The sequence below is a fragment of the Shewanella mangrovisoli genome (assembly GCF_019457635.1).
Lineage (GTDB): Bacteria > Pseudomonadota > Gammaproteobacteria > Enterobacterales > Shewanellaceae > Shewanella > Shewanella mangrovisoli.
The window spans coordinates 2165512-2190259 of sequence record NZ_CP080412.1; the positions used below are offsets into that span (position 1 = coordinate 2165512).

Sequence of the window (24748 nt, forward strand, 5' to 3'; positions counted from 1 at the left end):
AAAAAATTTCACTGTGCAGACAAAAAACGTTGATTTCTTAGTTTATTTTTAGGTTACCTATCCTATGGTTAGCTTGTTGCGTTGCCAATCGTTTAAACCTTCTTCTTCACTCATTTGCTCACTGGCGCTTAGCGCAGCATTTGCGCTGTCGAGCACGGCATTTGCTGAAGAGACAAAGCCTGCTGAAAACAAACCCGCCACACCTGTGGTGAGTCCACCTAAGGCGACGGCTCAGCCGGCGAACAAAAATCAAGTGAGATTTACAAAAACGGGCACCTTTGATGGCGATTCTGTAATGAAACTGGCGCGTAAGCTGGCTTCTAAGCCCTATGTGGCGCTAAAGGATCCGCTGCCAGCAGGCCTCGCCAAGTTAACCTACGATGAATACCGCGACATTCGCTTTAACCCGATTTCGTCCATTTGGCGCGATCAAGGTTTACCATTTCAAATGCAAATGTTTCACCGTGGCTTCTATTTCCAAGATTTGATCGAAATTGCCATCGTTGAAGCTAACCAATCGACTCACTTAGCCTACGAGCCTAAGTATTTCACTGCTGGTGAAGTTATCAGCCAAGCATTGCCAAATGATGACATTGGTTACTCAGGCTTTCGCATTCATAACCAGTTAAACACCAACGGTGTGTATGACGAGCTGATGGTGTTCCAAGGCGCGAGTTATTTCCGTGCCTTAGGTAAAGGTAACTCCTATGGCTTATCTGCCCGTGGTTTGGCATTAAAAACCGCCGATCCAGAAGGGGAAGAGTTCCCTATTTTCCGTGCATTTTGGGTTGAACGTCCTTCCTACGACAGCAACCTGATCGTGGTGCATGCACTGCTGGATAGCCCAAGTGTTGCGGGCGCGTATCGCTTCTCTGTGCGTCCTGGTGACAACACTCAAATCGACGTCGAAGCGACCTTATTCCCTCGCGTCGAACTTAGCAAAGTGGGACTTGCGCCTAGCACTAGCATGTTTTTACATTCACTTAATGGCCGCCACGATACCGACGACTTTAGGCCCGAAGTCCACGATTCAGACGGTTTGTTAATGTTCAACGGCCGTGGTGAGCACCTATGGCGCCCTCTGGCTAACCCTCGTCAATTACAGGTGAGCGCGTTTGCCGACAACTCACCACAGGGCTTTGGTTTAATCCAACGTGAACGCAATTACGCTTCTTATCAAGATCTCGAAGCCCACTACGAGCGTCGCCCAAGTTTGTGGATTGAACCCGTGGGGAACTGGGGACAAGGTGCGGTCGTTCTGACAGAAATTCCAACAGAATCAGAAATTCATGATAACATCGTGAGCTTCTGGAAGCCGCGTCAGCCTATTCCTGCGGGCAGCGAGTATCATTTTGCTTACCGTATGAGTTGGGGCGAGGAACCAGCGGCGAAAACCAATTCTGTCGTGGTGAGTCGTACAGCCAGTGGTCGTGCCGACATCGCAAAAGCGACCCCAAGACGTTTGTTTGTCGTGGATTATCATCTTAACGGTGCCATGCCCGATGAATTACCGCTCGCGAAGGTTGAGTCTTCCGGTGGGGTGATTTCAAATGTGGTTATTGCGCGTAACGCGGCTAACAATGGTTATCGCCTCGCGTTTGAGTTGGAGCCAGAAGATAAGGAACTTATCGAATTACGTGCCGAACTCAAGTTCTCAACACCGCGTCAGGTTGAAACCTGGCTCTATCGCTGGACGCTTTAAGGTCCATGACGGAGCAACATAATATGACTGTATCCGAGAATTCGGTTCTTGAGACTGAAGTGCTCGTGGGTGGTAGCGCCATGCCTAATGAAAGGCCTGGCGCGATGGAACCCCAAAGCTTAAGCAAAATGCCTGAAGGCTTCCCACGCCGTAGCACAGTGGCTAACGGCGTGCGCTCGAAGGTATCCCGTCGATTTTTTGTCGTAGGCGGCGCACTTGCACTGTCTGCGTTTGCAATCTACGAAATGGGCGCTGTGTTCAGTATCGGCGGGATCACTCCCCTCGAATATCTGATGTTGGTACTGTTTGCGATTAACTTCTGCTGGATTGCCTTAGCGTTTTGTAGTGGTATTGCAGGCTTTTTCATGTTGCTGAAAAAGCCCAAGCCAAATGAGCTTGAGCAGACTGAGCTACATACCCGCACCGCGATTTTGATGCCCACCTATAACGAGTCGCCTGACCGAGTGTTTTCTGCGGTATCTGTGATGGCAGAAGCCTTGTCGCAAACGGGTCATGGTCATGCGTTCGATTGGTTCATCTTAAGTGATACCACAGATCCTGAAATCGCCCTGTTAGAAGAACAGGCGTTTTTAGTGCTGCGCCAAGAAACCCACAAACATTCTCGCGTGTATTACCGCCGTCGTCGTAAGAACGTGGCGCGCAAAGCGGGTAACGTGGCGGATTTCTGCCGCCGTTGGGGCTCTCGTTACGATCACTTACTGGTGCTCGACGCCGACAGCTTGATGGAGTCATCGACCATCACTGGCTTAGCACAACGTATGCAGGCCGATCCTGACGCCGGACTTATCCAAACCATTCCTTCGCTCATCAATGGCACCACTTTAATGGCGCGTCTGCAGCAGTTTGCGGCGCGTATTTATGGTCCTGTGATTGGTACTGGGCTAGGTTGGTGGGTACAAAAAGAAGGTAACTTCTGGGGCCATAACGCCATTATTCGTACCGAAGCCTTTATGGGCGCGGCGGGTCTGCCAAACCTTAAGGGTAAACCGCCATTTGGTGGCCATATCCTAAGCCATGACTTTGTCGAAGCGGCGCTGATCCGCCGTGCGGGCTGGAGTGTGGTGATTGCCTACGATTTACCCGGCTCTTATGAAGAGTGTCCGCCATCGATTGTCGATTTAGCCGTGCGCGATCGCCGTTGGTGTCAAGGTAACTTACAGCATTCCCGTATCTTGCCGACCAAAGGCTTGCACTGGGTTAGCCGTTTGCACTTAATGACGGGCATTATGGCGTATCTGTCATCGCCATTCTGGTTGCTATTGATTTTAACCGGTTTGATGCTCGCCTTGCAGGCACACTTTATTCGTCCAGAGTATTTTACTGACCAATTCTCCTTGTTCCCGACATGGCCAATCATGGACTCGGACAGGGCATTGAGATTGTTCTATATCACCATGGGCGTGTTGTTTGGACCTAAGATTTTCGGCGTGCTATTGCTGCTAAAAGATGGCAACTTCGCTCGCAGTGTCGGTGGTCGCATCAAGGCGATTTTCAGTGTGATATTCGAGGTGATCCTCTCTGCACTGATCGCACCTATTATGATGTTTATCCACTGCGGCGCGGTGATGTCGATTCTGATGGGACGTGACAGTGGTTGGTCTCCACAGCGCCGTGACGATGGCAGCATGCCTTGGTTAACCCTGATCTATCGCCACCGCTGGCATATGTTGGCGGGCGTGATGTTAGGTTATGCGGCGATTTTGGACTCCTTAACATTGCTCGCGTGGATGAGCCCCGCCTTGATTGGTCTGTGGTTAGCCGTGCCGATTTCGGCGTGGACGGGTTCAATCAAGATTGGTGAGTTCTTCAAACGCATTGGCATTTTGGCCACGCCGGAGGAGCGTAATCCTGCTCCTATCTGTATTCGTGCTCAAGAAGCGCGTGCCGCTTATCAAGCGCATATCGAGCAGCCTTGGACATTAGCGCAAGTGTTAAAAGATCCAGCGTTAATGGAGCTGCATTTAGCCATGGTTGATAAGCAGCCACTGCGTGCGGCGGGTACACCCATTGAACCGGTTGAAGCCATTGTGCACGTAAAAGTGCATGAGGCGCAGTGCCAACAGAGTGCCTTGGCGTTATTTAACCGTCAGGAAATGGCGCTGGTGTTGGCCAATCCGCTGATGCTGCGAAGTTTACAAAAACTGCCCGAGCAGTTTGTGCCGGAAGACTTGGTCTCTTTCTGCTAGTGCGAACTTCAACTTAGCGTTATTTAGCTAACTCGATGAAATGCCACTGATGCCTATCAGTGGCATTTTGTTTTATCCCTTTGCTGCCTGCATTTCGTTAACGGCTTCAGCTATAGTGAATACAGGTTACTGGTGAATTGAGTGTTGATGTCAGCATTCGCGGTATATCAGCTCAGTATCTGCTATTACAGGGGATGTTTATGATGCCTGTGAGTCGATTAACGCCAAATCCTAACAAACGAAACCGCAGCTTGAGTTCAGTTAAGCGCTGGCCACTTAGCGCATTGCTGATGGGACTTTCGCTTGTGCTCATGCAATCCCATGCTGTCGAACCACCAGTCACTGCACTTTCCGGTGTGAAACCACAAGTTGTTGAGCTGCTAGCTGATGCGACTTCCATTGAAGTAGCCGAATCTGACACTGCAGTTGATCAAATCCTAGGGCAAACTTTACTCTTGAGTCTTGCCGATGTGAGCCCGGTTTTTAGCGCCAATTATCAACAGTTGATCCAGTGGCGGCATAGGGCGCTGGATAATGAGGAGCAGGTGAAGCTTCAGCAAATGCAGCTACAACTGGATAACTATTGGCAGTATCTCGATGCCCAAGCTGAATGCATCACACCATGCTCATCGGCAGCACTGCTGCCAAAGGATGCGTATTTTCGCGCAGTGGTCCTCAAGCTGAAGCAATTAATGGCGTTAGCGGAGGCCTCTACGTGGGATACACTCAACCTCGAAGATAAGCTAAGTCCAGGACAAGAGAGTCCACTCATCGCGCCGATTGCGCGGCGTCTTTTCCTATTAGGTTTTCTGCCGGCTATGCCTAGCACAGTTTCCGAGCCAGTAGCCGATAAAGTATCGATGCAAGTATCTGAACGAGGATCTGAGCCAGTCATTAAGTCAGACATTGAGCCAAACATTGAGTCAGATAGAATTTTGCCAGATGCAACAACTCCTGCTGGGTCAGTCGCACAGTCAAAGCAGGTTGCAACTGTTAACAATCCCCTGCGTTATGATGATGCGCTGGTTAGCGCAATCAAAGCCTTTCAAACCCAGCATGGCTTACAGGCGGATGGGGTGATAGGTAAGCAAACCCTGTATTGGCTTAATCAATCTCCCTATGCTCGGGCAAAGCTGTTGGCCAAAAATACTCTTAGGCAGCAGATTTTTACGCGCACCTTACCTGCAAGCTATCTGATGATAAACATCCCGGCATTTGAGCTGCAATTCGTCGAAGCGGGTAAGGTAACTCTTAATTCTAAAGTAATAGTAGGCAAAGCATCGCGGCCAACACCGTTGTTAAGTAGTCATATCTCCAGTGTGGTGCTCAATCCACAGTGGCGAGTGCCGCGCACTATTGTCCGGCGCGATATCTTGCCCCATATACGCCAAGATGGTCATTACCTGCAGGATCGCGGGTTTGATGTCTACGACTATGACGGCGCGCGAGTCGAACATTCGCCGCAGGAGTGGCAAGAGTTGGCGTCCAGCCATTTTCCCTATCGCTTAGTGCAGCGCCCCGGGGCAAAAAACGCCTTAGGTCGGTATAAATTTCATTTCGACAACAGTTTTAGCGTGTATTTGCACGGAACTTCTGAGCCAAGTCTCTTTAAAAAGACCGATAGGGCCTTATCATCGGGTTGCATTCGGGTTGAAAAGGTCGAGGAGCTGGCCCGCTGGTTTCAGACTCACTTAGTTAAAGATACGCGCCTTTGGGACAAATTAGCGCCTAATAGCACTCAATCCCAATGGTTTGCGTTGTCAGATACCATGCCGGTTTACACGGTTTATTGGACAGCATGGCTTGATGATGCTGGGCAAATTCAATATCGCAATGATATTTATCAGCTAGAGGCTGAGTTTACCCTAGCGGTACCTGCAGCAATTTTTTACATTCTATAACGACCTGAACTTTTAAGAGATTTTGAAATCTGAAATCTTGCGAGCCAGTCAAGGCTTGATCTGGATGGCGATTCAGTATAATTTGCGGTTTTAGTGTCCAAAAAACGAACAAAAGGTGATGATGTGACGTTACTTTGTCCTGCCCGTAGGCAGTTGTTGTTAGGCCTCAGTGGTGTGGCATTGTGTTCTTTAATTCCTTCTAAAGCGTTTGCAAGTCGGTCAACCAAAGGGGTTCGCGATCTCAGCCTCTATAATCGCCACACGGGCGAGCATAACAATGGCAGTTATTGGATTGACGGCCATTATCAGAGCGAAGTGTTGAATGATTTCAGTCATTTGCTGCGGGACCATCGCCAAAATGTGGCGGCGCCCATGGATAAACGCTTATTCGATCTGCTTTACACCCTTAAGAGCACCCTCAATACCGAGAACGAAATCCATGTGATTTCAGGCTATCGTTCGCCCAAGACCAACGCCATGTTGGCGGGTAAGAGCAGTGGGGTGGCAAAGAAAAGTTATCATATGCAAGGCATGGCAATGGACATCGCTATCCCGGGCGTGAACCTAAAAACCCTTCGTGATGCGGCGTTATCGCTTAAATTGGGAGGGGTGGGCTATTATCCTAAGTCGGGCTTTGTGCATGTTGACTGTGGCCCAGTCCGCCACTGGTAGTCTTATCGTTTTGTACTGAGAGCTGCTGATAAAACTGCAGCTCGAGTGCTTGAATATCCTGCAAATAATGTTTTAACAGCGGCAAAAAGAGTTGCCCAAGCTTGTTCATTTCCCTGTGTTGTTGCCAGTCATTCACATGCTGATTGAGGCACTGTGAAAACTTAAATTGCCTGAGTCGTTGGCCTTCAACGGCGGATGATTCACAAAGCTGCATCAACATCAGCAAACTGCGATTTTTTTGTTGAGTGCAGGCGAGCAGCTCTAACAGTTTCAATTCGATTGTGGTCTGCTGATAGGGTACCGTTTCGATAAGTGAGACGAGTTCACGGGCTAATTGGCATGAAAGACGATTTTCTTGTTGCAATAAATACAGCTCGTGACGCATGTTTGACAAGACTGAAGTGACAAAATTTGCCCGAGCTTAGCAGGCATAGACGGGCTTAAGTGTGATCAAGATCGCGTGTTTTTTGATTCAGATCAAAGCCGCTTCGGCTATGTAACAGGCTACAAACAAGTTTTCCAATTCAATAAATACTCTTTGTGATTTATAACGATAGCCGCTCGGTATCATTCAGGTTTAAGAGTGGGGCTGTTCTTGTACCTGCCGAGTAACTGTGTTAGTATGCGCGCGCTTTATATGAGTCACCATTGGTCGAAAATGGTGACGGTTTTTACTCTAAATTTAAGTGAGAAACACATGTCTTACACTATCCAAGCACAAACCCGCACTGAAATAGGGAAAGGTTCGAGCCGCCGCCTACGTCATGCAGGTAAAGTTCCTGCTGTTATCTACGGCGCAGGCAAAGAGCCAGTTTCTATTGTTTTTGATCACAAAGACATCATCAACATTCAAACTAACGAAGACTTCTACACTTCTGTTGTGACTATCGTTTTAGATGGCAAAGAAGTAGGTGTTCGTGCACAAGCTATGCAACGTCACGCGTTCAAGCCAATGATCGAGCACGTTGACTTCGTTTACGCTTAATCGCGTGATTGAAGCAAAAAAGCGCCTATAGGGCGCTTTTTTTGTGGCTGTTTTTTAACGTACAAAAGTATCCCCGCGCAACATGGCTACGCGGGGGAGTATCACTTGATATTGAAGTTGTAATAGATATCGAGGGATTGGCCTAAGGTGCCCGATACCGTTTCCAGATAGAGTTGTGATAACAGGTAGTATCTGACCGTCATCTCGTACCCTGGGTTAAATACCCCGACGCCATATTTCACCATCAGGTTATCACCGATAAAGCCACTGATCGCCACGCGGCCCTCATCGTTGGTGTCCAGTTGTACGTTCGAGAAACCAAACTCTTCAATAATCCCTGTGGCGGTACTGCCAATGTTATTGATGGCGCCACCGCCGCCGACTTGTGAACCTAAGCCCAGTGCAGCCCCCATCATCAGCGAATTATTCTGCTCGTTATTGCTGCTGTTAAAGCCGCTGCCTTTGATAATGTAAGACAGGATCTCCGCTTGCTCCTTAGCAGGGTTAGAGAACAGGGTCACCACCGGGCGGGCAGGCGTACCTGTTACACGGACGCCCGCGACCAGATCTTCACTCTTAATTTCACGAATCGCTTCAATATTTAAGTTAGGCACGGATGTTGGTCCGACAAACTGCACTTCACCGGTACGGATTTTCAAGGTTTGTCCCATAAACTTATAGCTGCCTTGTTTGACTTTAATATCGCCAAACAGCAGTGGTGGGCGAAACGCCTGTTGCTGCAGTTTTAAGGTTCCTTGTAGCTTACCTTTAAGCCCCATGCCATCTACTTTTAAGTCGTTACCGACATTAATGTTTAGATCCGCCACTATGGCATAGGGACTGGCTTTCGGTTGCGCCGCGGCAATCGAATCATCGAAGACCACATCTTCCGACAGGGCAACACCGCCCTCGGCGAGCTGGACGATTTTGATATTACCTGAAGGCACATCGACAACCCCTTTGACTTCGAGTTGTTGACTGCTAAAGGCGATGGTGAGATCGGGCGAAACATCAAGCAGCGCAAGTGGCGGTTGGATCACGGCTAATTTGTCGCCCTTAATCGCAAGCTCGCCACTGAATTGGCCCTGAGGCCAGCGCATATCACCCGTAACACGCCCCAAACCATTGCCCATCATCCAGCGGCCTTTGAGGGATGCCTGTTGGCCACCCAAGTCCATCGACATATCGATTTTATTAATAAGCGTCGGGTTGGCCGTCAATGCGAGGGCGCCTTGAGTTAGGGACACATTGCCCGAAACCTCTGGGGCATCTAAAGTGCCGGCAAAGTTTAATCTGCTGGTCAGCAAGCCTTCGAGGGTATTGAGCTGCGGGAAAAACTCACCCAAGGGTTGCAGGTTAATTTGCTTGATATTGGCATAACCCGACAAGGTTCTGTCTGGCGTAACGTTGACCGTGACCTCACTCTGCCAACTGGCGACATCTTCCGATTCAAAGCTAATCGATGAGAGGAGTCGTTTAGCATCTAAGTTAGCTTTAAAATCAAGCTGTTGATAATTAATGGTGACTTCACGGTTTTTGGCCCGTTTAAGCTTGATGCTACCGGGCGTAAAATTAAAGTCGACATTGGCCGTGGGTTTACGTCCCGCCGCCCAGGCAAAGTTTGCCAAGAGTGAAGAACCGCCGTCCCACTGCATATTGTTTGGTAATACAGGCACTAATAGTTTACCTAAATTACCTGCATAGCTGAGCTGAGCCTCGCCAGTTTTGCCAATCGTCACTTGATTATCGAGGCAAACCTTACTGTTGGGGTTGACCAGACAGAAGGGGCTGATATTGCCTTTGGACTTATTTTGATCCCAGGCGACAAGAATATCCTTATCAATCTCCCAGCGTCCGACGGGGGTTGCCAAGTTGATTTTATTCACCTGCGCCTGCAGTTGGGATTTTTTCATATCGTATTGGCTAGTGACGCCAAGCTCGAGTCCAAGATCCCCTGTGGCGCTGAGGGTGAGTTTTTGGTTTTGAATATCGCCCTTACTGCCTAAAGTCACTGTATCTAAACTCTGTGAGCCGAGTTGTAGCGCCTTGGACTTGAGTGATAGGGCAAACTCATGGGCATCCAAAGGCTTATAGTAAGCCTTGAGTGTTGACTCCCTGAGCTTAATATTTTGATGCACAAGATCGACCAGTTGCGCGGTTAACTCTACCTGTGGATGTTTTTCATCCCCTGTGACATTGATATCGGCCTGTAATTGGCCACTGGCTTGGGGCAACCATAAACCGAAATCGGGGACTTGCAGCTTGCCCTCGAGGTTCCAGGATTTGTTGGTTTCGCCCGCTAAGGTTAAGGTGGATCCCAGTACCTTGGCATTTACGCCTTTAGCGCTGATATACAGTTTATCGTTGATGCTGACATCGGCTGTGATATCAAACGGATAACCCTGCATTGTGCCTGACAGTTGGGTGTCCGTTAGAGCCACTTGCCACAGTTTATCTAACAGGCGCCCGGTGGTCTGCAATTGGCCCGAGATTAAACTGTTTGGCAAGCTGCTCGTTGCACTTGGACTTGCACTTGTAGTTGCTTTTGCATTTGTAGTTGCAGCTGCGGTTGTTGTTGCAGGAGCGGGAGCATTTACTGTGGCAGGCGCCGGCTTATCGGTATTTGTGCTCGGCGCTTTAGCGTCCTTTGTAGGTGTTGATCCTGAAGTCTGTGCAGTTTCAGGCAGAGTGATTTCCTGTAATTTCAGGTTATCGAGTAATACCTTGGCTTTCCAAGTGATCGCCTTAGCGTAATCTAGCTCACCAGTCACATCGACCGAACCTAGTTCGCCCTTCGCATTAAACTGCTTAATATCGAGCTTTGCATCCTGATGATGAAGCTCACTGCTGATGGCTAACACTTTATGGAAAGGTGTGATGACATTTCCATTGAGCGTCGCTGCTTGTTGGGAGAGGGAGCCTTGGCTGTCGAGATTGAGGTCGCTGACGAGATACTCGGCATGTTGCAGCGGCCACTGTGCGCGCACTTTTTCCAGTTTGACCTTGTAGGGCAGCGTGGGATCTTTGAGGGTCAATTGTCCATTGAGACTAAAATCCACATCCCCTTTGGCAAGGGCATGGATCCCCAGCTGTCCGACGCTTTGGCTAAGGGTTAGGCTTAATTGTTGATGGGTCAGTTCTGGCAACTCGGCAACCTGAGTGACATTGGCCTGAACCTCAAGCGCGAGCGGATAGTCCTGTTCGAGAGTGAGTTGGCCCACCACAGACACTTCGCCATAACTATGGGCAAGCAACAGTTTTTCTAGGGTTAACTGATACTTGGCAAATTGACCTTGAAGCTCAATATGGCTAAATAGATCTTCGCGCGGACCAATCTGTAAACGGCTGTTGTCTAAACTGAGGTGCTTAACATCCACCGGGAAAGGCATAAAAACCTGTGGTAAATGGGCAAGTGCCCATTGCTCGGTAGATGCTTGCTTATCGGCGTTTTCATCCGTTTGTTTATCCGCTTGAGGATTTGTGGAAGTTTTTTCCGAGTCCTTATCGACACTGGGCTTGTCCGCTGAAGCTTTAGCACTTGCAGTCGCCACTGCGGTTGCTGATTTTTCTGTCTCAGGCTGAGGAGGCGTAGTCGCTGCCGCAGCAGTTGTCTCGGCTGCCTTAGTGTTAGTAACTTGTGTGCCTGTGATTTGAGTGTCAGTGACTTGAGTTCCTGTAGCTTGAGTGCCTGCGCCTTGAGGAGCTGTGGCTGGTGTGTCTGGCGCAGGGCTGTCGTCGGTAGGAATTAACACGGCTAAGCCTTCACTGCTAAGCTGTTCGACCGTCAGTCCTTCGGCAAACCAAGTGGCGGCGGTCTGAATATGATTTGCCGAAAAGCGCATCTTATCGACCGCAATATTGATGTTATTCAGTTCGGCGCTGTCGAGTTTGATGCCAAAGGGCAAAACCAGTTCACTCGGCTCATCATTTTCGGGGGCGACGTCGACTTCAGTGGAACCTGAGCTTAAGGCCTCGGTATCGATATTGACATCGATTTGGCTCGCCGTTAAAGCATTCACGCACAGCTGTTTTTGCAGCAGACATGTGGGTTGCCATGCTAAGTGTAAATCCTTGAGTTCGACCTTAATCCCATCCATCGACCAACTGGCGTGGGCTAAAGTGAGGTCTTTATTTAAGGAGCCTGAGGTGTAGGTGAGCGCCAGATCGGGCACAAACTTATCCGCTAAACCCACACTTACCCGAGAGCCAATTTCAGTCCCTAGCAGTAATGCCGTTAACACCAAAAGACTTAAGGGAACGTAAACAATAATCCGCGTGCAGAGTTTAAATATTTGCCAAATGCGCAGCTTAAGTGATTTGGGCTGCACGCATGTTGGGTTTTGCGCCAAAGAGGATTGCTCAGACGTTTGATTCTCTTGTTGAGCCGTTGCATTAGGTTCATGAATTGGGGGCTGACTCATAGCTCTGTCCCCATGGTTAAGTGAATGCGCCATGAACGGTCAATGGTGTCTGTCTCTTTCAAACCAACCCCTAGATCTAACTTAATTGGGCCAATGGGGGAGATCCAATGGATACCGCCACCCACAGAGACCACAGGCTCAAACTGATTGTTATCAAAGGCGTTACCCGCATCCACAAAGGTGGCAACACGCCAAGTCGGGGTAACGTAATATTGATATTCCAAACTGCCTACCATGAGATAGCGACCACCGATAACCTCACGATTAACTTTGCCATCTGCATCGAGGTAATCGAGATAGGGCCCAAGTTCTTGATAGCCATAACCCCGGATGGTTTGGTCGCCACCGGCAAAGTAGCGCAGTGACGGTGGAATAAAGGCCAGCTCATTTTCATTGGCTAGGTTGGCGGCGAGATCCATGCGCGCCACGATTCTGTGGTTATCAAAAAAGGTATCAATCCACTTAAACTTGGCCTGTAAACGAGCAAGGCGGGTTTCTGATCCCAGATAAGGATCGGCATAATCTAGGCTGTATATTTGCCTAAAGCCGGACTTAGGATCGAGTGAGTTATCGCCACGGGTGGTTTTAGAAAAGTTAATTCCCGCCAGATAAAAACTGGGGCTGTAATCGATATCAGATTGAGTATATTCCTCGCGGATCGCATCGAGGGAATAACTCATGAGCCATTGATTATCTAAGCGTTGTTGCCTAAGTAGCCCGAGCAAATACTTGGTCGACTCCAATTGGCCCGTGTTACGAAAATCACGGTTCTCGGGCTCGTAAATCTGGGTGACCCCGTATTTGTCCCGCAGCAGGCCTAAACGAATTTTGAGTTGATCGTCTAAGGGATGAGTCAGCGGAATAGTATAAGTGGTTAAAAACTTGGGCCTGTCAGGCGACCATTCCAAACTGGTTTCTTGGGAATGACCGTATTTATTGATCTGTGGCGTACGCCAAGTAACCCGTACCCTGGGATCGAAGGTTTTATCCGCGCTTTGACCTATGTCACCACCAAGACCTAACTCGATAGAATGACTGGCTTTATCCGTGAGTTCTACTTTTACGGGAAGCTGATTGTCCTTGGCCTGATCGATCTGTGGGATGACCTTGATATTGGCAAAATAACCCGTATCCAACAATTGGCGGTTAAGTGCACTGACACGGCGGGTCGAATAGGCCGCATCTTCCTTAAAAGGAATAAGCTTAGAGAGAATGTCCGGCTCTAAACTATGGCCTTCAAAACTCACTTGACCAAAGTGGTAACGCACGCCGGAGTTAAAATGCAGGCTAATTTGCGCCGTGTTTAAATCGCGGTTGATTTTGATCTGTGACTCGGTGAATTCGCCATCGAAATAACCTCTAGCCAAGGCAAGCGTCACCAGTTGGGATTTCACATCGGAATACACCCCATGGTTGAGTGTATCCCCAGGTTTGATATTGACCTCCGCCAGCCACTTATCGAAGGCGCGGTCGTCGAGCATCCCGCCGGAAAAATTAATGTCGACCCATTGGATCTTTACCGGTTCGCCCGCTTTGACCGTGAGCTTGAGTTCCCACGGGCCTTTGTCCTTTTCGAGTAACTGTTCTTCCACTTCACCATGGTAATAACCCATGGACTCGAGGGCGGTGGAGACATTGTCTTCCACGTTAAATAAGAAGGCGCGCCGCTGCACTTCGGAGTCTGGCATCGCACCTAAGTGGGCGAGAATGTTACGCTTTAGGGCTTCGTCGACCCCGTTGACAGAAAGCGTTAAAAAGTTATCGGCGGCCATAGTCCCTGATGTGACTAAACTCAGACCAACAAGCAAATGAAGACGAAAAGGTAATGACGTTATTTGCAAGAATCGCTGCACTTTAATATCCCTGTGATGTGGTTTCATTGTCGCCAGAATGGAGGTAACAGGCAAGGAGATGATTGAAATTAGTCATTGAAATGGTTACAAAGGACGCTACTGTTTAAGGGGATGTAAATAATGAAAATAAAATTAGCCACCTTTAGTTTAATTCTCTCGAGTGCACTTTTTATGTCACAAAATACCCATGCGAATGAAAAACCTTTTGCCATTGCGATCCACGGTGGCGCGGGCACCATTTCTAAGGCCAACCTCACGCCAGAGCTGCGTCAGGCCTATAAAGACAAGCTTAAAGAAGCCGTCGATAAAGGCTCAAAAGTGCTCGAGCAGGGCGGCGATAGCTTAGTTGCGGTGCAAACTGCCATCAATGTATTAGAAAATAGCCCGCTGTTTAACGCTGGTGTCGGTTCGGTTTACACCTATGATGGCGGCCACGAGTTAGATGCCTCCATTATGGATGGTAAAACCATGAATGCGGGCGCCGTAGCGGGCGTGCGCCATATCGCTAATCCCATCGATTTGGCCTTAGCCGTGATGAATAAGTCTGAGCATGTGATGCTCTCGGGCGCAGGCGCCGAGGAGTTTGCCTTAACCCAAGGTTTTAAACTGGAACCTAACAGCCATTTCGATAGCGATGCCCGTTATCAGCAATTGCTCGATGCCAGACAAAAACTGCAGGCGGCTGAAAAATCAGATCAAATTGCAGGTATTGAGATGAAAGATCTCGATTATAAATTTGGCACCGTCGGCGCTGTCGCCTTAGATAAAAACGGCAACTTAGCGGCGGGGACTTCGACTGGCGGCATGACGGCCAAGCGTTTTGGTCGCATTGGGGACTCGCCCGTGATTGGGGCGGGCACCTATGCCGAAAACGGCGTTTGCGCCGTGTCGGCTACTGGCCACGGTGAGTTCTTTATTCGCTACCAAGTGGCGGGCGATATCTGCGCCAAGGTGAAATACCAGCAAAAATCCATTATTCAAGCGGCAGATGAAGTGATTAATCAACGCCTTATCACCGCTGGCGGCTCTGGTGGTGTGATTGCGGTCGACCACAGAGGCAATATTGCCACGCCATTTAACACCGAAGGCATGTACCGCGCTACCCGTAGTAATGGCGAGCCTGCCCAAGTGATGATTTGGCAGGACCAATAATCCATATCAATTGCCTTAGCGCACGTGAAGCGAGCGCTAAGGCTCATATCCTCAACGCGTTACCCTCACAAAGGGTGTTTTAAGATCCAATTTAGGCCCACTAAATCGCACTTATTGTTCACCCAATATCCATTCTGATAGGCAAATAGATAACTCCAATCGGTATTAATCGCTTACCTGTTGCGAGATTTTGACTAGACTCAAAGCGTAGGTGTGTTGAGTTGGTAAAGGATAGATTGGGGAGATTGCTATGGATTCAATAAAAATACGCGACCATATGGATCGTCAGCCCGTGTTGCTACGCACCAATATGTCGCTGGCCACTGCGGTTGAAAAACTGTTAGACAACAACAAGATGGGTGCCGCTGTCGTGGATGATAACGGCGATTTAGTGGGATTTTTATCCCAGCAAGATTGTTTAGCCGTGATGCTTAAAAGCAGTTATCACTGTGATATGACCTCAGTGGTAAAAGATTGTATGCGCACCGAAGTCTTGTATGTCGGTCCCGATGACAGCATTTTGCAATTAGCAGAGCAAATGCTTGGCTCTAAACCTAAGATTTATCCCGTGGTCGAGCAGGGCAAAGTCGTTGGTACCATTAACCGCACGAATGTGCTGCGTGCCATGAATGTGTATATGCAGCAATGTTACTTAGCACCCGCCTAAGCTCTAAGCGCTAAGCCCTTCAAAAGGTGATTAATTTGCCTGTTTTTCATCCTTTTGAGGCCAAATTAGTCGTACCAATACGTCCCGTTCCTTGCTAGGATCGCTGTTTTCGATGCTAGCAATGGAATTTGGTTTTGAACTCTGACAAACATCCGCTATCGAGCGACTTTCTCAAGCAGTGCTTTCAAAGTGATGCCTCGCGGATCCGCCGCCGTTTATTTAAGCTCAATAAAGAAGCCGATTCTGATAAGAAAACCCAAGAGTTAGCCAAACTTGCCGAGCAGGCGCAAGCAGCGTTCGAAAAGGTCGAGCAGCGTCTTAAGGCGCGCCCGAAAATCCAATACCCAGATAATTTGCCCGTGAGCGGCATGCGCGAAGAGATCGCTAAAGCCATAAGTGAAAACCAAGTGGTGATCATCGCGGGTGAAACCGGTTCGGGTAAAACCACTCAGCTCCCAAAAATCTGTTTAGAACTGGGCCTTGGTAGCCGCGGCTTTATTGGTCATACCCAGCCACGGCGTTTAGCGGCGCGCAGCGTGGCGACACGTGTTGCCGAAGAGTTGCAAAGTCCGCTCGGCGAAGTGGTGGGCTTTAAGGTGCGTTTTGCCGATGCCTTAAAGAGCGAATCCTATATCAAGCTGATGACCGACGGGATTTTACTGGCGGAGCTCACCTCGGATCGCTATTTAGAGCAATACGATACTATCATCATCGACGAGGCGCACGAGCGCAGCCTCAACATCGACTTTATCTTGGGTTACCTCAAGCAAATTCTGAAAAAACGCCCCGATCTTAAGATCATCATCACCTCGGCAACCATCGATGTTGAGCGTTTTTGTAAGCATTTCAATAATGCACCTATTATCGAAGTCTCTGGCCGGACGTATCCAGTGGAAACCCGTTATCGCCCGCTAGTGCAAGATACCGAAGCGGATCTCGACCAAATCGAAGGGATTTTTGCCGCCGTCGATGAGTTAGTCGCCGAAGGCTTGGGCGATATTCTGATCTTTATGAACGGCGAGCGGGAAATTCGCGATACCGCCGAGCAGTTAAATCGTCGCAATTACCGCGATACCGAGATTTTGCCGTTATATGCGCGCCTCTCCTACGGCGAGCAGTCCAAGGTGTTTAGCAACCATACTGGGCGTCGCATCGTGCTTGCCACGAACGTGGCGGAAACCTCGCTGACAGTCCCTGGTATTCGTTATGTGATTGACCCAGGGACAGCGCGGATCAGCCGTTACAGTTATCGCACTAAGGTGCAGCGCTTGCCCATAGAGCCCATTTCACAGGCCAGTGCCAATCAGCGTCAAGGCCGCTGCGGCCGTGTTGGCCCGGGTATTTGTATTCGTTTATACGATGAGGCGGATTTTAACAGTCGTCCCGCATTTACCGATCCCGAAATCCTGCGCACAAACTTAGCCTCGGTGATTTTACAGATGCTCGCCATCGGTCTTGGCGATATTGCAGCGTTCCCCTTTATTGAGCCGCCCGATCCGCGCCATATTCGCGATGGCTTCTTACTGCTTGAGGAATTACAAGCCGTTAAGCAGCAGAAGGGCAATATTGTGTTAACGCCGCTTGGGCGTCAGTTATCGCAGATCCCGGTGGATCCGCGTCTGGCTCGTATGGTGGTGGAGAGTCATCAGCAGGGCTGTTTGCAGGAAGTGCTAGTGATTGCGGCGGGTCTGTCGATTCAAGACCCCCGTGAGCGCCCCATGGATAGAAAGCAGGCGTCCGATGAGGCTCATCGCCGTTTTGCCGATCCCCATTCTGATTTTGTCAGCTGGGTGAATCTATGGCAGCACTTAAAAGAGCAGCAAAAGGAATTATCCGCCAGCCAGTTCCGTAAAAAATGCCGCGACGAGTACTTAGCCTACCTGCGTGTGCGTGAATGGCAGGATTTATATACTCAGCTAAAACAAGCGGTTCACGATTTAAAGTGGCGCTTAAATGACACTCCAGCCAACTACGATGCGCTGCACCGTGCGTTGTTATCGGGTCTGCTGAGTCATATCGGTTTTAAGGACAATAACAACGAGTACTTAGGTGCGCGCAATCGTAAGTTTTTTGTGTTCCCAGGTTCACCGCTGGCGAAAAAAGGCCCGAAATGGATCATGGCGGCGGAGCTCACCGAAACCTCTAAGCTGTTTGCCCGCTGCTGCGCCAAAATTGAGCCTGAGTGGCTCGAGCCGTTAGCGGCGCATCTGATTAAAAAGAATCACTTAGAGCCGCATTTTGAGGCCAAACAGGGCAGTGTGATTGCCTTTGAAAACCAAGTGCTTTACGGTTTGACCGTGGTGCATCGCCGCCGCGTGCAATACGGGCCGATAAATCCTGTTGAAGCGCGGGAAATCTTTATCCGTAGCGCGCTTGCCGAAGGGCAATTACAGACCAAAGAAGCCTTCTTTATCGCTAACCAAAAGCTATTAGAGGATGTCGAAGCACTCGAGCACAAGTCCCGTCGCCGCGATATTTTGGTCGATGAACAAGTGTTAATGGACTTTTACGAGCCGCGCATTCCCGAAGGCATCTATAACGCGCCTAAGTTCTTTAGCTGGTGGAAGGAAGCGCGCCGTACTCAGCCCGATTTACTCGATTTTAATAAGTCACTGCTTATGCAGCGCAGTGCCGATCATATCTCGGCGCTCGATTTCCCTGACACTTGGCATAAGGGTAATATCCGCCTGCAACTGAGTTATCACTTCGACCCCGCGGCGAGTGATGATGGCGTTTCTGTGCATATTCCAGTGGCGCTACTCAATCAAATCGATGATACGGATTTCGATTGGCTGGTGGCGGGGATGCGTGAGGAGAAATGCGTCGCCCTGATTAAGTCTTTACCTAAGGGGCTGAGACGTAACTTTGTGCCTGCGCCCGATTATGCCCGCGCCTGCGTGCAGGCGATGCAGCCCTTTAGCGCCAGTTTACTCGATGCCATGTGCAAACAGCTTTTGCGTATGAGTGGTACGCGCGTTAATCCTGAAGATTTTGATGTCACGCAGATGCCCGCGCATTTGCAGATGAACTTTAAGATTGAGGACGACAAGGGCAAGTTAGTGGCTCAGGGGCGGGTACTCGATACCCTAAAGGCCGAGTTACAGGGCGTGGTCGCTAAGGCGATTCGTCAAGTGGCGGATAAGGGGATTGAAAAGGAAGCGCTCACCGAGTGGTCCTTTGGCGACTTACCGAAACAATTTGAGCAGCGTAAGGGCAACTATCAAGTTCGGGCTTTCCCTGCACTAATTGACAATAAAGACTCAGTTGCTATCAAATTATTTGATGATGAATTTGAGGCGCAGGCGGCGCACCGTCAGGGTCTACGTCGCTTGTTGTTACTCAATATTCCATCGCCGGTAAAACACCTGCAACAGGCACTGCCTAACAAGGCAAAACTGGCGATGTATTTCAATCCATTTGGTCAAGTGCAAATTCTGATTGATGACATCATTACCGCAGCCGTGCAGCAATTGCTCGATGAAAAGGCGCTGGATGTGCGCGATGCTGCTCAGTTCGAGCAGGCCAAGGATTGGGTGCGCCAAGAGCTGAACCCTACCGCCGAGCAAATCGCCCTAAAAGTGGAGCAAATTTTGACGCTCTACCAAGGCATTAAAAAGCGGACCAAGGGCAAAATTAGCTTAGATATCGCTTTTGCGATGAGTGATATTCAAAGTCAATTAGACCAATTAGTGTTCAAGGGATTCGTCGAAGCCTGTGGTTGGAATCGCCTAGCGGATGTGGCGCGTTACTTAAAGGCGATTGAAACCCGTATCGACAAGTTGCCCGTGGATCCGACCCGTGACCGTTTGCATATGCAGAGTATCACTAAAGTGCAGGAGGCCTTAGCGGCGCAGCTTGCTAAGGTGCCACGCTCGCAACCCGTGCCTGCGGCACTGATTGAAGCCCGTTGGATGATTGAAGAATACCGCGTGTCTTGCTTTGCACAGGCGCTGGGAACGGCTTATCCCATCTCGGAAAAGCGTATTTTAAACCATATCTTGCTGAGTTAATGATGTTGATACATTACTGATTGAATCTGTAGATTCAGTGAGTTGAGCGCAACGCGTCATCTTTAGCATTAAAAGCCGAACCTTAGGGTTCGGCTTTTTTATTGCCCACTTTCACCTAACTACCATTAGCCGCGACAAACTTGTACTTACTGCGTAGATTTTTACTATGGGCTATCGCTACAGGCTATCGCAGGTCGCTAACCCCAAAGGACAAAGCTGGTGGCGAATAAATTAGCCGAAACGACTTTTAAAAGACCTAAAAATTGATGGGTCAGTTAGCCAATACGCTAGAGGATTTAGCAGTATCTTGAGTGAGTTAACGCCTTGACGCAGATGTTAAACCGATTTTGCCGTGGATAATTGGTAATTTGTTCCTTCCTTTACCATCTCCCAATACTCCTTAAGGAATATTTTGTTTAAATTTTGTGCGGTTTCCTTGCTTAGCGCCTCTCTCTTTTCCATGCTTTAGCAATTGGTTAATAAAAAAATATAACCAATCAATCGATTTACAATCTAAAAAAACGCTTAAAAACCATGATCTAACTAAATCTATCGCCAAATTGATGATCTGGATCAAGCATCAAAGGGTTTACCGATTTGGAGGTATACAGTTTGTTAACACCTTAACGCTATGATCATTTCGTGGATCAAAGATGTAATTGAGATACCTATAAATCCTGCATTGGTCAGAGCAATCCATCACAGGAACGAACCTCTTGGAGGACGCATGAGTGCTAACAGCGCAGCAGAAAAATCCTTAGAACTGAAAATTTTTATCTTTTTAACCGTATTTCTCGCCCCCCTCTTATCCGTGTTGTTGGTGAGTGGATTGGGATTTGCCATATGGTTTAGCCAAATCTTCACCGGCCCGCCGGGTGCAGGTTGAGGCCTAAAGAATAATAACAACAGCATGAATAAGCGGAGTGTCGGATGAGCAAAGAGCTTCATATCACGAGTCTAGTGGTGCAAGTCATGCCACACAAAATGGCGGATGTTAGGCAACACATTATGGCGATTGAAAATGCCGAACTCTCTGTTAATAACGAAGTGAAACTCGTCGTCGTACTTGAAGGTGACTCCCAACGTGCCTTGATGGACGGTATCGAACAGATTAATGCCATTCCTGGCGTCTTGTCCGCCACTATGGTTTACCACCAGAGTGAAGAGCTCGAAGAGGGTGAAGAATGAACATGAATAGACGTGACTTTATCAAAGCCAATGCGGTGATTGCAGCAGCGGGCGCAGCGGGCTTAGCGCTGCCGGCATCGGCGAGCAACTTAATCACCAGCTCAGAACAAACCAAATTAGAGTGGAACAAAGCCCCATGCCGCTTCTGTGGTACGGGTTGCTCCGTGATTGTCGCGACCCGCGAGGGCAAAGTGGTTGCCACCCACGGCGATGCAAACAGCGAAGTAAACCGCGGCCTTAACTGTATTAAAGGTTACTTCCTGTCGAAAATTATGTACGGCAGCGATCGTTTAACCACGCCAATGCTCAGAATGACCGATGGCAAGTACGATAAGCACGGTGAATTCACTCCCATTAGTTGGGATAGCGCCTTCGATATCATGGCGCAGAAATGGAAAGAAACCTTAAAAGCCAAAGGCCCGACCGCGGTTGGGATGTTTGGCTCGGGCCAGTGGACCGTTTGGGAAGGCTATGCCGCGGTTAAGCTGATGAAGGCAGGCTTTGGCTCTAACAACATCGACCCGAATGCGCGCCACTGTATGGCGTCTGCCGTTGTCGGCTTTATGCGTACCTTCGGTATCGATGAGCCTATGGGCTGTTACGATGATATGGAAGCGGCCGATGCCTTTGTGCTTTGGGGTTCCAACATGGCTGAAATGCACCCGATTTTATGGACTCGGGTCACCGATCGCCGTTTAAGCGCATCCCATGTGAAGGTCGCAGTTTTATCGACGTTTGAACATCGCTCCTTCGACTTGGCAGATTTACCTATAGTATTTACGCCGCAAACCGACTTAGCCATCCTGAACTTTATCGCCAACTACATCATTCAAAACGATAAAGTGAACTGGGACTTTGTGAAGAAGCACGTGAACTTCCGCCAAGGTACTACGGATATCGGCTACGGTTTACGTCCAACCCATCCGCTGGAGCAGAAAGCCAAGAACGTGAAAACGGCAGGGGATTCAACTCCGATTGATTTCGATACCTTTAAGGCCTTTGTCGCCGAATATACGGTGGAGAAGGTCAGCAAGATGTCGGGTGTGCCTGAGGCTAAACTCATCGAATTGGCCAAACTCTATGCTGATCCCGAGACGAAAGTCACCTCTTTCTGGACCATGGGCTTTAACCAACATACCCGTGGTGTATGGTGTAACAACCTGATTTATAACATTCACTTACTGACAGGTAAGATTTCAACGCCCGGTAACAGCCCGTTCTCGTTAACCGGTCAGCCTTCTGCCTGTGGTACGGCTCGCGAAGTGGGAACCTTCTCCCACCGTTTACCTGCCGACATGGTGGTAACAAACCCAGAGCATAGAAAACACGCCGAAGAAATTTGGAAGATCCCCAGTGGCATTATTCCGCCAAAACCCGGTTATCACGCCGTAGAGCAAAACCGCCGCTTAAAAGATGGCGACTTGAACTGCTATTGGGTGCAAGTGAACAACAATATGCAGGCGGGGCCGAACATCAACGAGGAAGGCTTACCTGGCTATCGTAATCCTGCCAACTTTATTGTGGTATCCGATGCCTATCCCACAGTCACGACCCAGGCTGCGGACTTAATTTTGCCAACCGCCATGTGGGTTGAGAAAGAGGGCGCCTATGGTAATGCCGAGCGTCGTACTCAATTCTGGCATCAAATGGTGCAGGCGCCGGGCGAATCCCACTCGGATCTGTGGCAGTTGATGGAGTTCTCTAAGCGCTTTACGACCGACGAAGTCTGGTCGAAGGAAGTCTTAGCGGCGAATCCACAATTTAAGGGCAAAACCTTATTTGAAGTGCTGTACAAAAACGGCAATGTCGATAAGTTCCCGCTGGCCGATACCGATCCTAAGTATTTAAACAACGAAGCGAAATATTTTGGCTTCTATGTCCAAAAAGGCCTGTTTGAAGAATACGCCACCTTTGGCCGTGGCCATGGTCACGATTTAGCACCTTTCGATGCCTACCACGAAGCCCATGGTATTCGCTGGCCGGTGGTCGATGGTAAAGAAACCAAATGGCGTTTCCGTGAGGGCAGCGATCCTTACGTCAAACCTGGCTCAGGCTTTGAGTTTTACGGTAAACCCGATGGCCGCGCAGTGATTTACGCCTTGCCCTTCGAGCCGCCCGCAGAATCGCCAGACACTGAATACGATATGTGGTTATCCACCGGACGGGTGCTCGAACATTGGCATTCAGGTTCGATGACTCAACGCGTGCCAGAGCTTTATCGTGCCTTCCCCGATGCAGTGTGTTTTATGCACCCAGAAGATGCGAAAAAACGCGGCTTACGCCGTGGTGACGAAGTGCGCGTGGTGTCTCGCCGCGGTGAAATTAAAACCCGTGTCGAAACCCGTGGCCGCAACAAACCGCCTGTGGGACTCGTGTTCGTACCTTGGTTCGATGCCAGTCAGCTCATTAACAAAGTCACCTTGGATGCGACAGATCCACTGTCAAAACAAACCGACTTTAAGAAATGCGCCGTGAAAATCGTCAAGGTATAAGGAGTACAGGATGAAAACATTCAAATTAGTCTCAGCATTCAGTGTGCTTGCCTTCTCCACCCTGATGATGACCAGCGTGACTGCGGCGAGTATTCCTGAGGACAGAATCGATACTTTGCGTCAGGCGCCAATCAACGTTGAGCCAACTCCGCCCGCCATGCAGGCGGTGCTGAACAAAGATATCAAAGAGATGCGTAACTACCCGATGCAGCCACCAGTTATCCCGCACAAGATCGACGGCTATCAGCTCGATCTTAAGGTCAACAAGTGTATGTCATGCCATGCCAGACACCGCACGGGGGACTCCCAAGCGCCTATGGTCAGCGTGACTCACTATATGGATAGGGATAACAACTTCTTAGCCGAGCTTTCGCCAAGACGTTACTTCTGCACTCAGTGCCATGTGCCGCAACTGGATGCCAAATTACTGGTCGAGAACGACTTTGTGGATATGGATCATCTGATTAAAGCGAACACTGAGCAGAAAACACACTAGGAGTCAGCATGTTAGATAAACTCAAAAAGATCTGGCAAGTTCTCAATCGTCCGAGTGTGCACTACAGTTTAGGGTTTTTAACCTTAGGTGGCTTTGTGGCGGGGGTGATCTTCTGGGGGGGCTTTAACACCGCGCTTGAAGCCACCAACAAAGAAGCCTTCTGTATCGGTTGCCATGAAATGGAAAATAACGTCTATCAAGAGTTACAGTCGACTATCCATTTCACGAACCGCAGTGGTGTGCGTGCGACTTGTCCTGACTGCCACGTACCGCACAACTGGACCGATAAGATTGCTCGTAAGATGCAGGCATCGAAAGAAGTGTGGGGTAAAGTGTTTGGTACCATCAATACCCGCGAAAAGTTTGAGAACAAACGTCGCGAGCTGGCCGAACATGAATGGGAGCGGTTAAAGGCAAACGACTCGCTTGAGTGCCGTAACTGCCATAACTTTACCTACATGGACTTTACCAGACAGTCGCCACGCGCCGCCCAGATGCACTCGACATCCTTGGCCAGTGGTGAGAAAACCTGTATCGATTGCCATAAGGGGATTGCCCATCATCTTCCCGATATGGCAGGGGTTGAAGGCTTCTAAACTCGACTCACATTCCATCTCCAGCCAAAGGCCAAGTGCTCTCCACACTTGGCCTTTTTATGGCGTAGATAAAGCGTATGCCGCATAAGGTGGGATTTTGTTCGCTATCGCCTTTTCTGGCTCGTTTCAGCCCTAAAACTAGATAAGTTTGTCGTCAGGTGTGCAAGATGAATTGTCATTGTTTCCCCAGTGACTCGCCGCCTATTTATTTCATAAGAAGCATCCCTATAGGCTCGATGACGGCATCTGCTGTATATGGATGTACGAATGTCGCGTTCACATGGCCAATGATGTTCCCAACATCATAGTGGCATTTCCCATATCCCTATGGGGCAGATGTAAAAGAGCTGCTATGCCGCCAACGGTCACTGTTGCAACAATGCCAATCCTAGCTATCCCTCTAGCT

Annotated in this window: 16 protein-coding genes; 13 read left to right on the forward strand and 3 right to left on the reverse strand. The window is 49.2% G+C overall.

The features are described 5' to 3' along the window. Positions 1 to 64: 64 nt before the first annotated feature. The 4 genes from K0H60_RS09555 to mepK all read left to right on the forward strand — a co-directional run bounded on the left by K0H60_RS09555 (position 65) and on the right by mepK (position 6482). The gene (locus K0H60_RS09555; protein ID WP_220055417.1) at positions 65 to 1702 is read left to right on the forward strand and encodes a glucan biosynthesis protein G; all 1638 of its coding nucleotides are present in this window, start codon (positions 65 to 67) and stop codon (positions 1700 to 1702) included. 23 nt (positions 1703 to 1725) lie between these two features. Then, a complete protein-coding gene (gene mdoH / locus K0H60_RS09560) occupies positions 1726 to 3909 on the forward strand; it encodes a glucans biosynthesis glucosyltransferase MdoH (RefSeq protein WP_220057989.1) in 2184 nt (727 codons plus the stop codon). 200 nt (positions 3910 to 4109) lie between these two features. Continuing rightward, complete coding sequence (locus tag K0H60_RS09565) at positions 4110 to 5810, forward strand: L,D-transpeptidase family protein (RefSeq protein WP_220058141.1); 1701 nt, start codon at positions 4110 to 4112, stop codon at positions 5808 to 5810. 123 nt (positions 5811 to 5933) lie between these two features. Beyond that, positions 5934 to 6482 carry a peptidoglycan L,D-endopeptidase MepK gene (mepK, locus tag K0H60_RS09570; RefSeq protein WP_011622603.1) on the forward strand — a complete coding sequence of 183 codons (549 nt, stop codon included), beginning with the start codon at positions 5934 to 5936 and terminating at the stop codon, positions 6480 to 6482. Here the strand turns inward: mepK and K0H60_RS09575 are convergent. Continuing rightward, entirely contained in the window at positions 6433 to 6867 is a 435-nt protein-coding gene (locus K0H60_RS09575; protein ID WP_220057990.1) for a hypothetical protein, read from the reverse strand. The two genes, mepK and K0H60_RS09575, sit on opposite strands and share 50 nt — an antisense overlap. 312 nt (positions 6868 to 7179) lie before the next feature. Here K0H60_RS09575 and rplY point away from each other — a divergent pair, with 312 nt between their 5' ends. Further along, on the forward strand, positions 7180 to 7467 hold the full coding sequence (rplY, locus tag K0H60_RS09580) for a 50S ribosomal protein L25 (protein ID WP_011622605.1): 288 nt from the start codon (positions 7180 to 7182) through the stop codon (positions 7465 to 7467). A gap of 101 nt (positions 7468 to 7568) precedes the next feature. Here the strand turns inward: rplY and K0H60_RS09585 are convergent, their stop codons facing one another. Together K0H60_RS09585 and K0H60_RS09590 are read right to left on the reverse strand one after the other, a co-directional pair. Further along, on the reverse strand, positions 7569 to 11888 hold the full coding sequence (locus tag K0H60_RS09585) for a translocation/assembly module TamB domain-containing protein (protein ID WP_220057991.1): 4320 nt from the start codon (positions 11886 to 11888) through the stop codon (positions 7569 to 7571). Continuing rightward, the gene (locus tag K0H60_RS09590; protein WP_220057992.1) at positions 11885 to 13741 is read right to left on the reverse strand and encodes an autotransporter assembly complex protein TamA; all 1857 of its coding nucleotides are present in this window, start codon (positions 13739 to 13741) and stop codon (positions 11885 to 11887) included. Before K0H60_RS09590 ends, K0H60_RS09585 begins: the two co-directional genes overlap by 4 nt. A 120-nt stretch (positions 13742 to 13861) precedes the next feature. On the opposite strand from K0H60_RS09590, the gene K0H60_RS09595 reads away from it, so the two are divergent. From K0H60_RS09595 to K0H60_RS09630, 8 genes are all read left to right on the forward strand, one after another. Continuing rightward, a complete protein-coding gene (locus K0H60_RS09595; protein ID WP_220057993.1) occupies positions 13862 to 14893 on the forward strand; it encodes an isoaspartyl peptidase/L-asparaginase family protein in 1032 nt (343 codons plus the stop codon). A gap of 250 nt (positions 14894 to 15143) precedes the next feature. After that, positions 15144 to 15560: a CBS domain-containing protein gene (locus K0H60_RS09600; RefSeq protein WP_220057994.1), complete on the forward strand. Its 417-nt coding sequence runs from the start codon at positions 15144 to 15146 to the stop codon at positions 15558 to 15560. A gap of 128 nt (positions 15561 to 15688) precedes the next feature. After that, entirely contained in the window at positions 15689 to 19570 is a 3882-nt protein-coding gene (gene hrpA / locus K0H60_RS09605; RefSeq protein WP_220057995.1) for an ATP-dependent RNA helicase HrpA, read from the forward strand. Between the two features lie 727 nt (positions 19571 to 20297). Then, on the forward strand, positions 20298 to 20456 hold the full coding sequence (locus tag K0H60_RS09610; RefSeq protein ID WP_011716898.1) for a periplasmic nitrate reductase, NapE protein: 159 nt from the start codon (positions 20298 to 20300) through the stop codon (positions 20454 to 20456). A gap of 44 nt (positions 20457 to 20500) precedes the next feature. Next, positions 20501 to 20758: a chaperone NapD gene (locus K0H60_RS09615; protein WP_089067898.1), complete on the forward strand. Its 258-nt coding sequence runs from the start codon at positions 20501 to 20503 to the stop codon at positions 20756 to 20758. A gap of 2 nt (positions 20759 to 20760) precedes the next feature. Continuing rightward, positions 20761 to 23250 carry a nitrate reductase catalytic subunit NapA gene (napA, locus tag K0H60_RS09620; protein ID WP_220058142.1) on the forward strand — a complete coding sequence of 830 codons (2490 nt, stop codon included), beginning with the start codon at positions 20761 to 20763 and terminating at the stop codon, positions 23248 to 23250. 10 nt (positions 23251 to 23260) lie between these two features. Further along, entirely contained in the window at positions 23261 to 23746 is a 486-nt protein-coding gene (locus K0H60_RS09625) for a nitrate reductase cytochrome c-type subunit (RefSeq protein ID WP_011716901.1), read from the forward strand. 8 nt (positions 23747 to 23754) lie between these two features. Beyond that, positions 23755 to 24342: a cytochrome c3 family protein gene (locus tag K0H60_RS09630; RefSeq protein ID WP_011626281.1), complete on the forward strand. Its 588-nt coding sequence runs from the start codon at positions 23755 to 23757 to the stop codon at positions 24340 to 24342. The last annotated feature ends 406 nt before the right edge of the window (positions 24343 to 24748 follow it).

Coding starts and splice junctions, on each gene's coding strand:
- K0H60_RS09615 (WP_089067898.1), top strand. CDS start 20,501: ATGAGCAAAGAGCTTCATATCACGAGTCTAGTGGTGCAAGTCATGCCA.
- K0H60_RS09565 (WP_220058141.1), top strand. CDS start 4,110: ATGATGCCTGTGAGTCGATTAACGCCAAATCCTAACAAACGAAACCGC.
- K0H60_RS09600 (WP_220057994.1), top strand. CDS start 15,144: ATGGATTCAATAAAAATACGCGACCATATGGATCGTCAGCCCGTGTTG.
- K0H60_RS09610 (WP_011716898.1), top strand. CDS start 20,298: ATGAGTGCTAACAGCGCAGCAGAAAAATCCTTAGAACTGAAAATTTTT.
- K0H60_RS09595 (WP_220057993.1), top strand. CDS start 13,862: ATGAAAATAAAATTAGCCACCTTTAGTTTAATTCTCTCGAGTGCACTT.
- K0H60_RS09555 (WP_220055417.1), top strand. CDS start 65: ATGGTTAGCTTGTTGCGTTGCCAATCGTTTAAACCTTCTTCTTCACTC.
- K0H60_RS09630 (WP_011626281.1), top strand. CDS start 23,755: ATGTTAGATAAACTCAAAAAGATCTGGCAAGTTCTCAATCGTCCGAGT.
- K0H60_RS09585 (WP_220057991.1), bottom strand. CDS start 11,888: ATGAGTCAGCCCCCAATTCATGAACCTAATGCAACGGCTCAACAAGAG.
- rplY (WP_011622605.1), top strand. CDS start 7,180: ATGTCTTACACTATCCAAGCACAAACCCGCACTGAAATAGGGAAAGGT.
- K0H60_RS09575 (WP_220057990.1), bottom strand. CDS start 6,867: ATGCGTCACGAGCTGTATTTATTGCAACAAGAAAATCGTCTTTCATGC.
- mdoH (WP_220057989.1), top strand. CDS start 1,726: ATGACTGTATCCGAGAATTCGGTTCTTGAGACTGAAGTGCTCGTGGGT.
- napA (WP_220058142.1), top strand. CDS start 20,761: ATGAATAGACGTGACTTTATCAAAGCCAATGCGGTGATTGCAGCAGCG.
- K0H60_RS09625 (WP_011716901.1), top strand. CDS start 23,261: ATGAAAACATTCAAATTAGTCTCAGCATTCAGTGTGCTTGCCTTCTCC.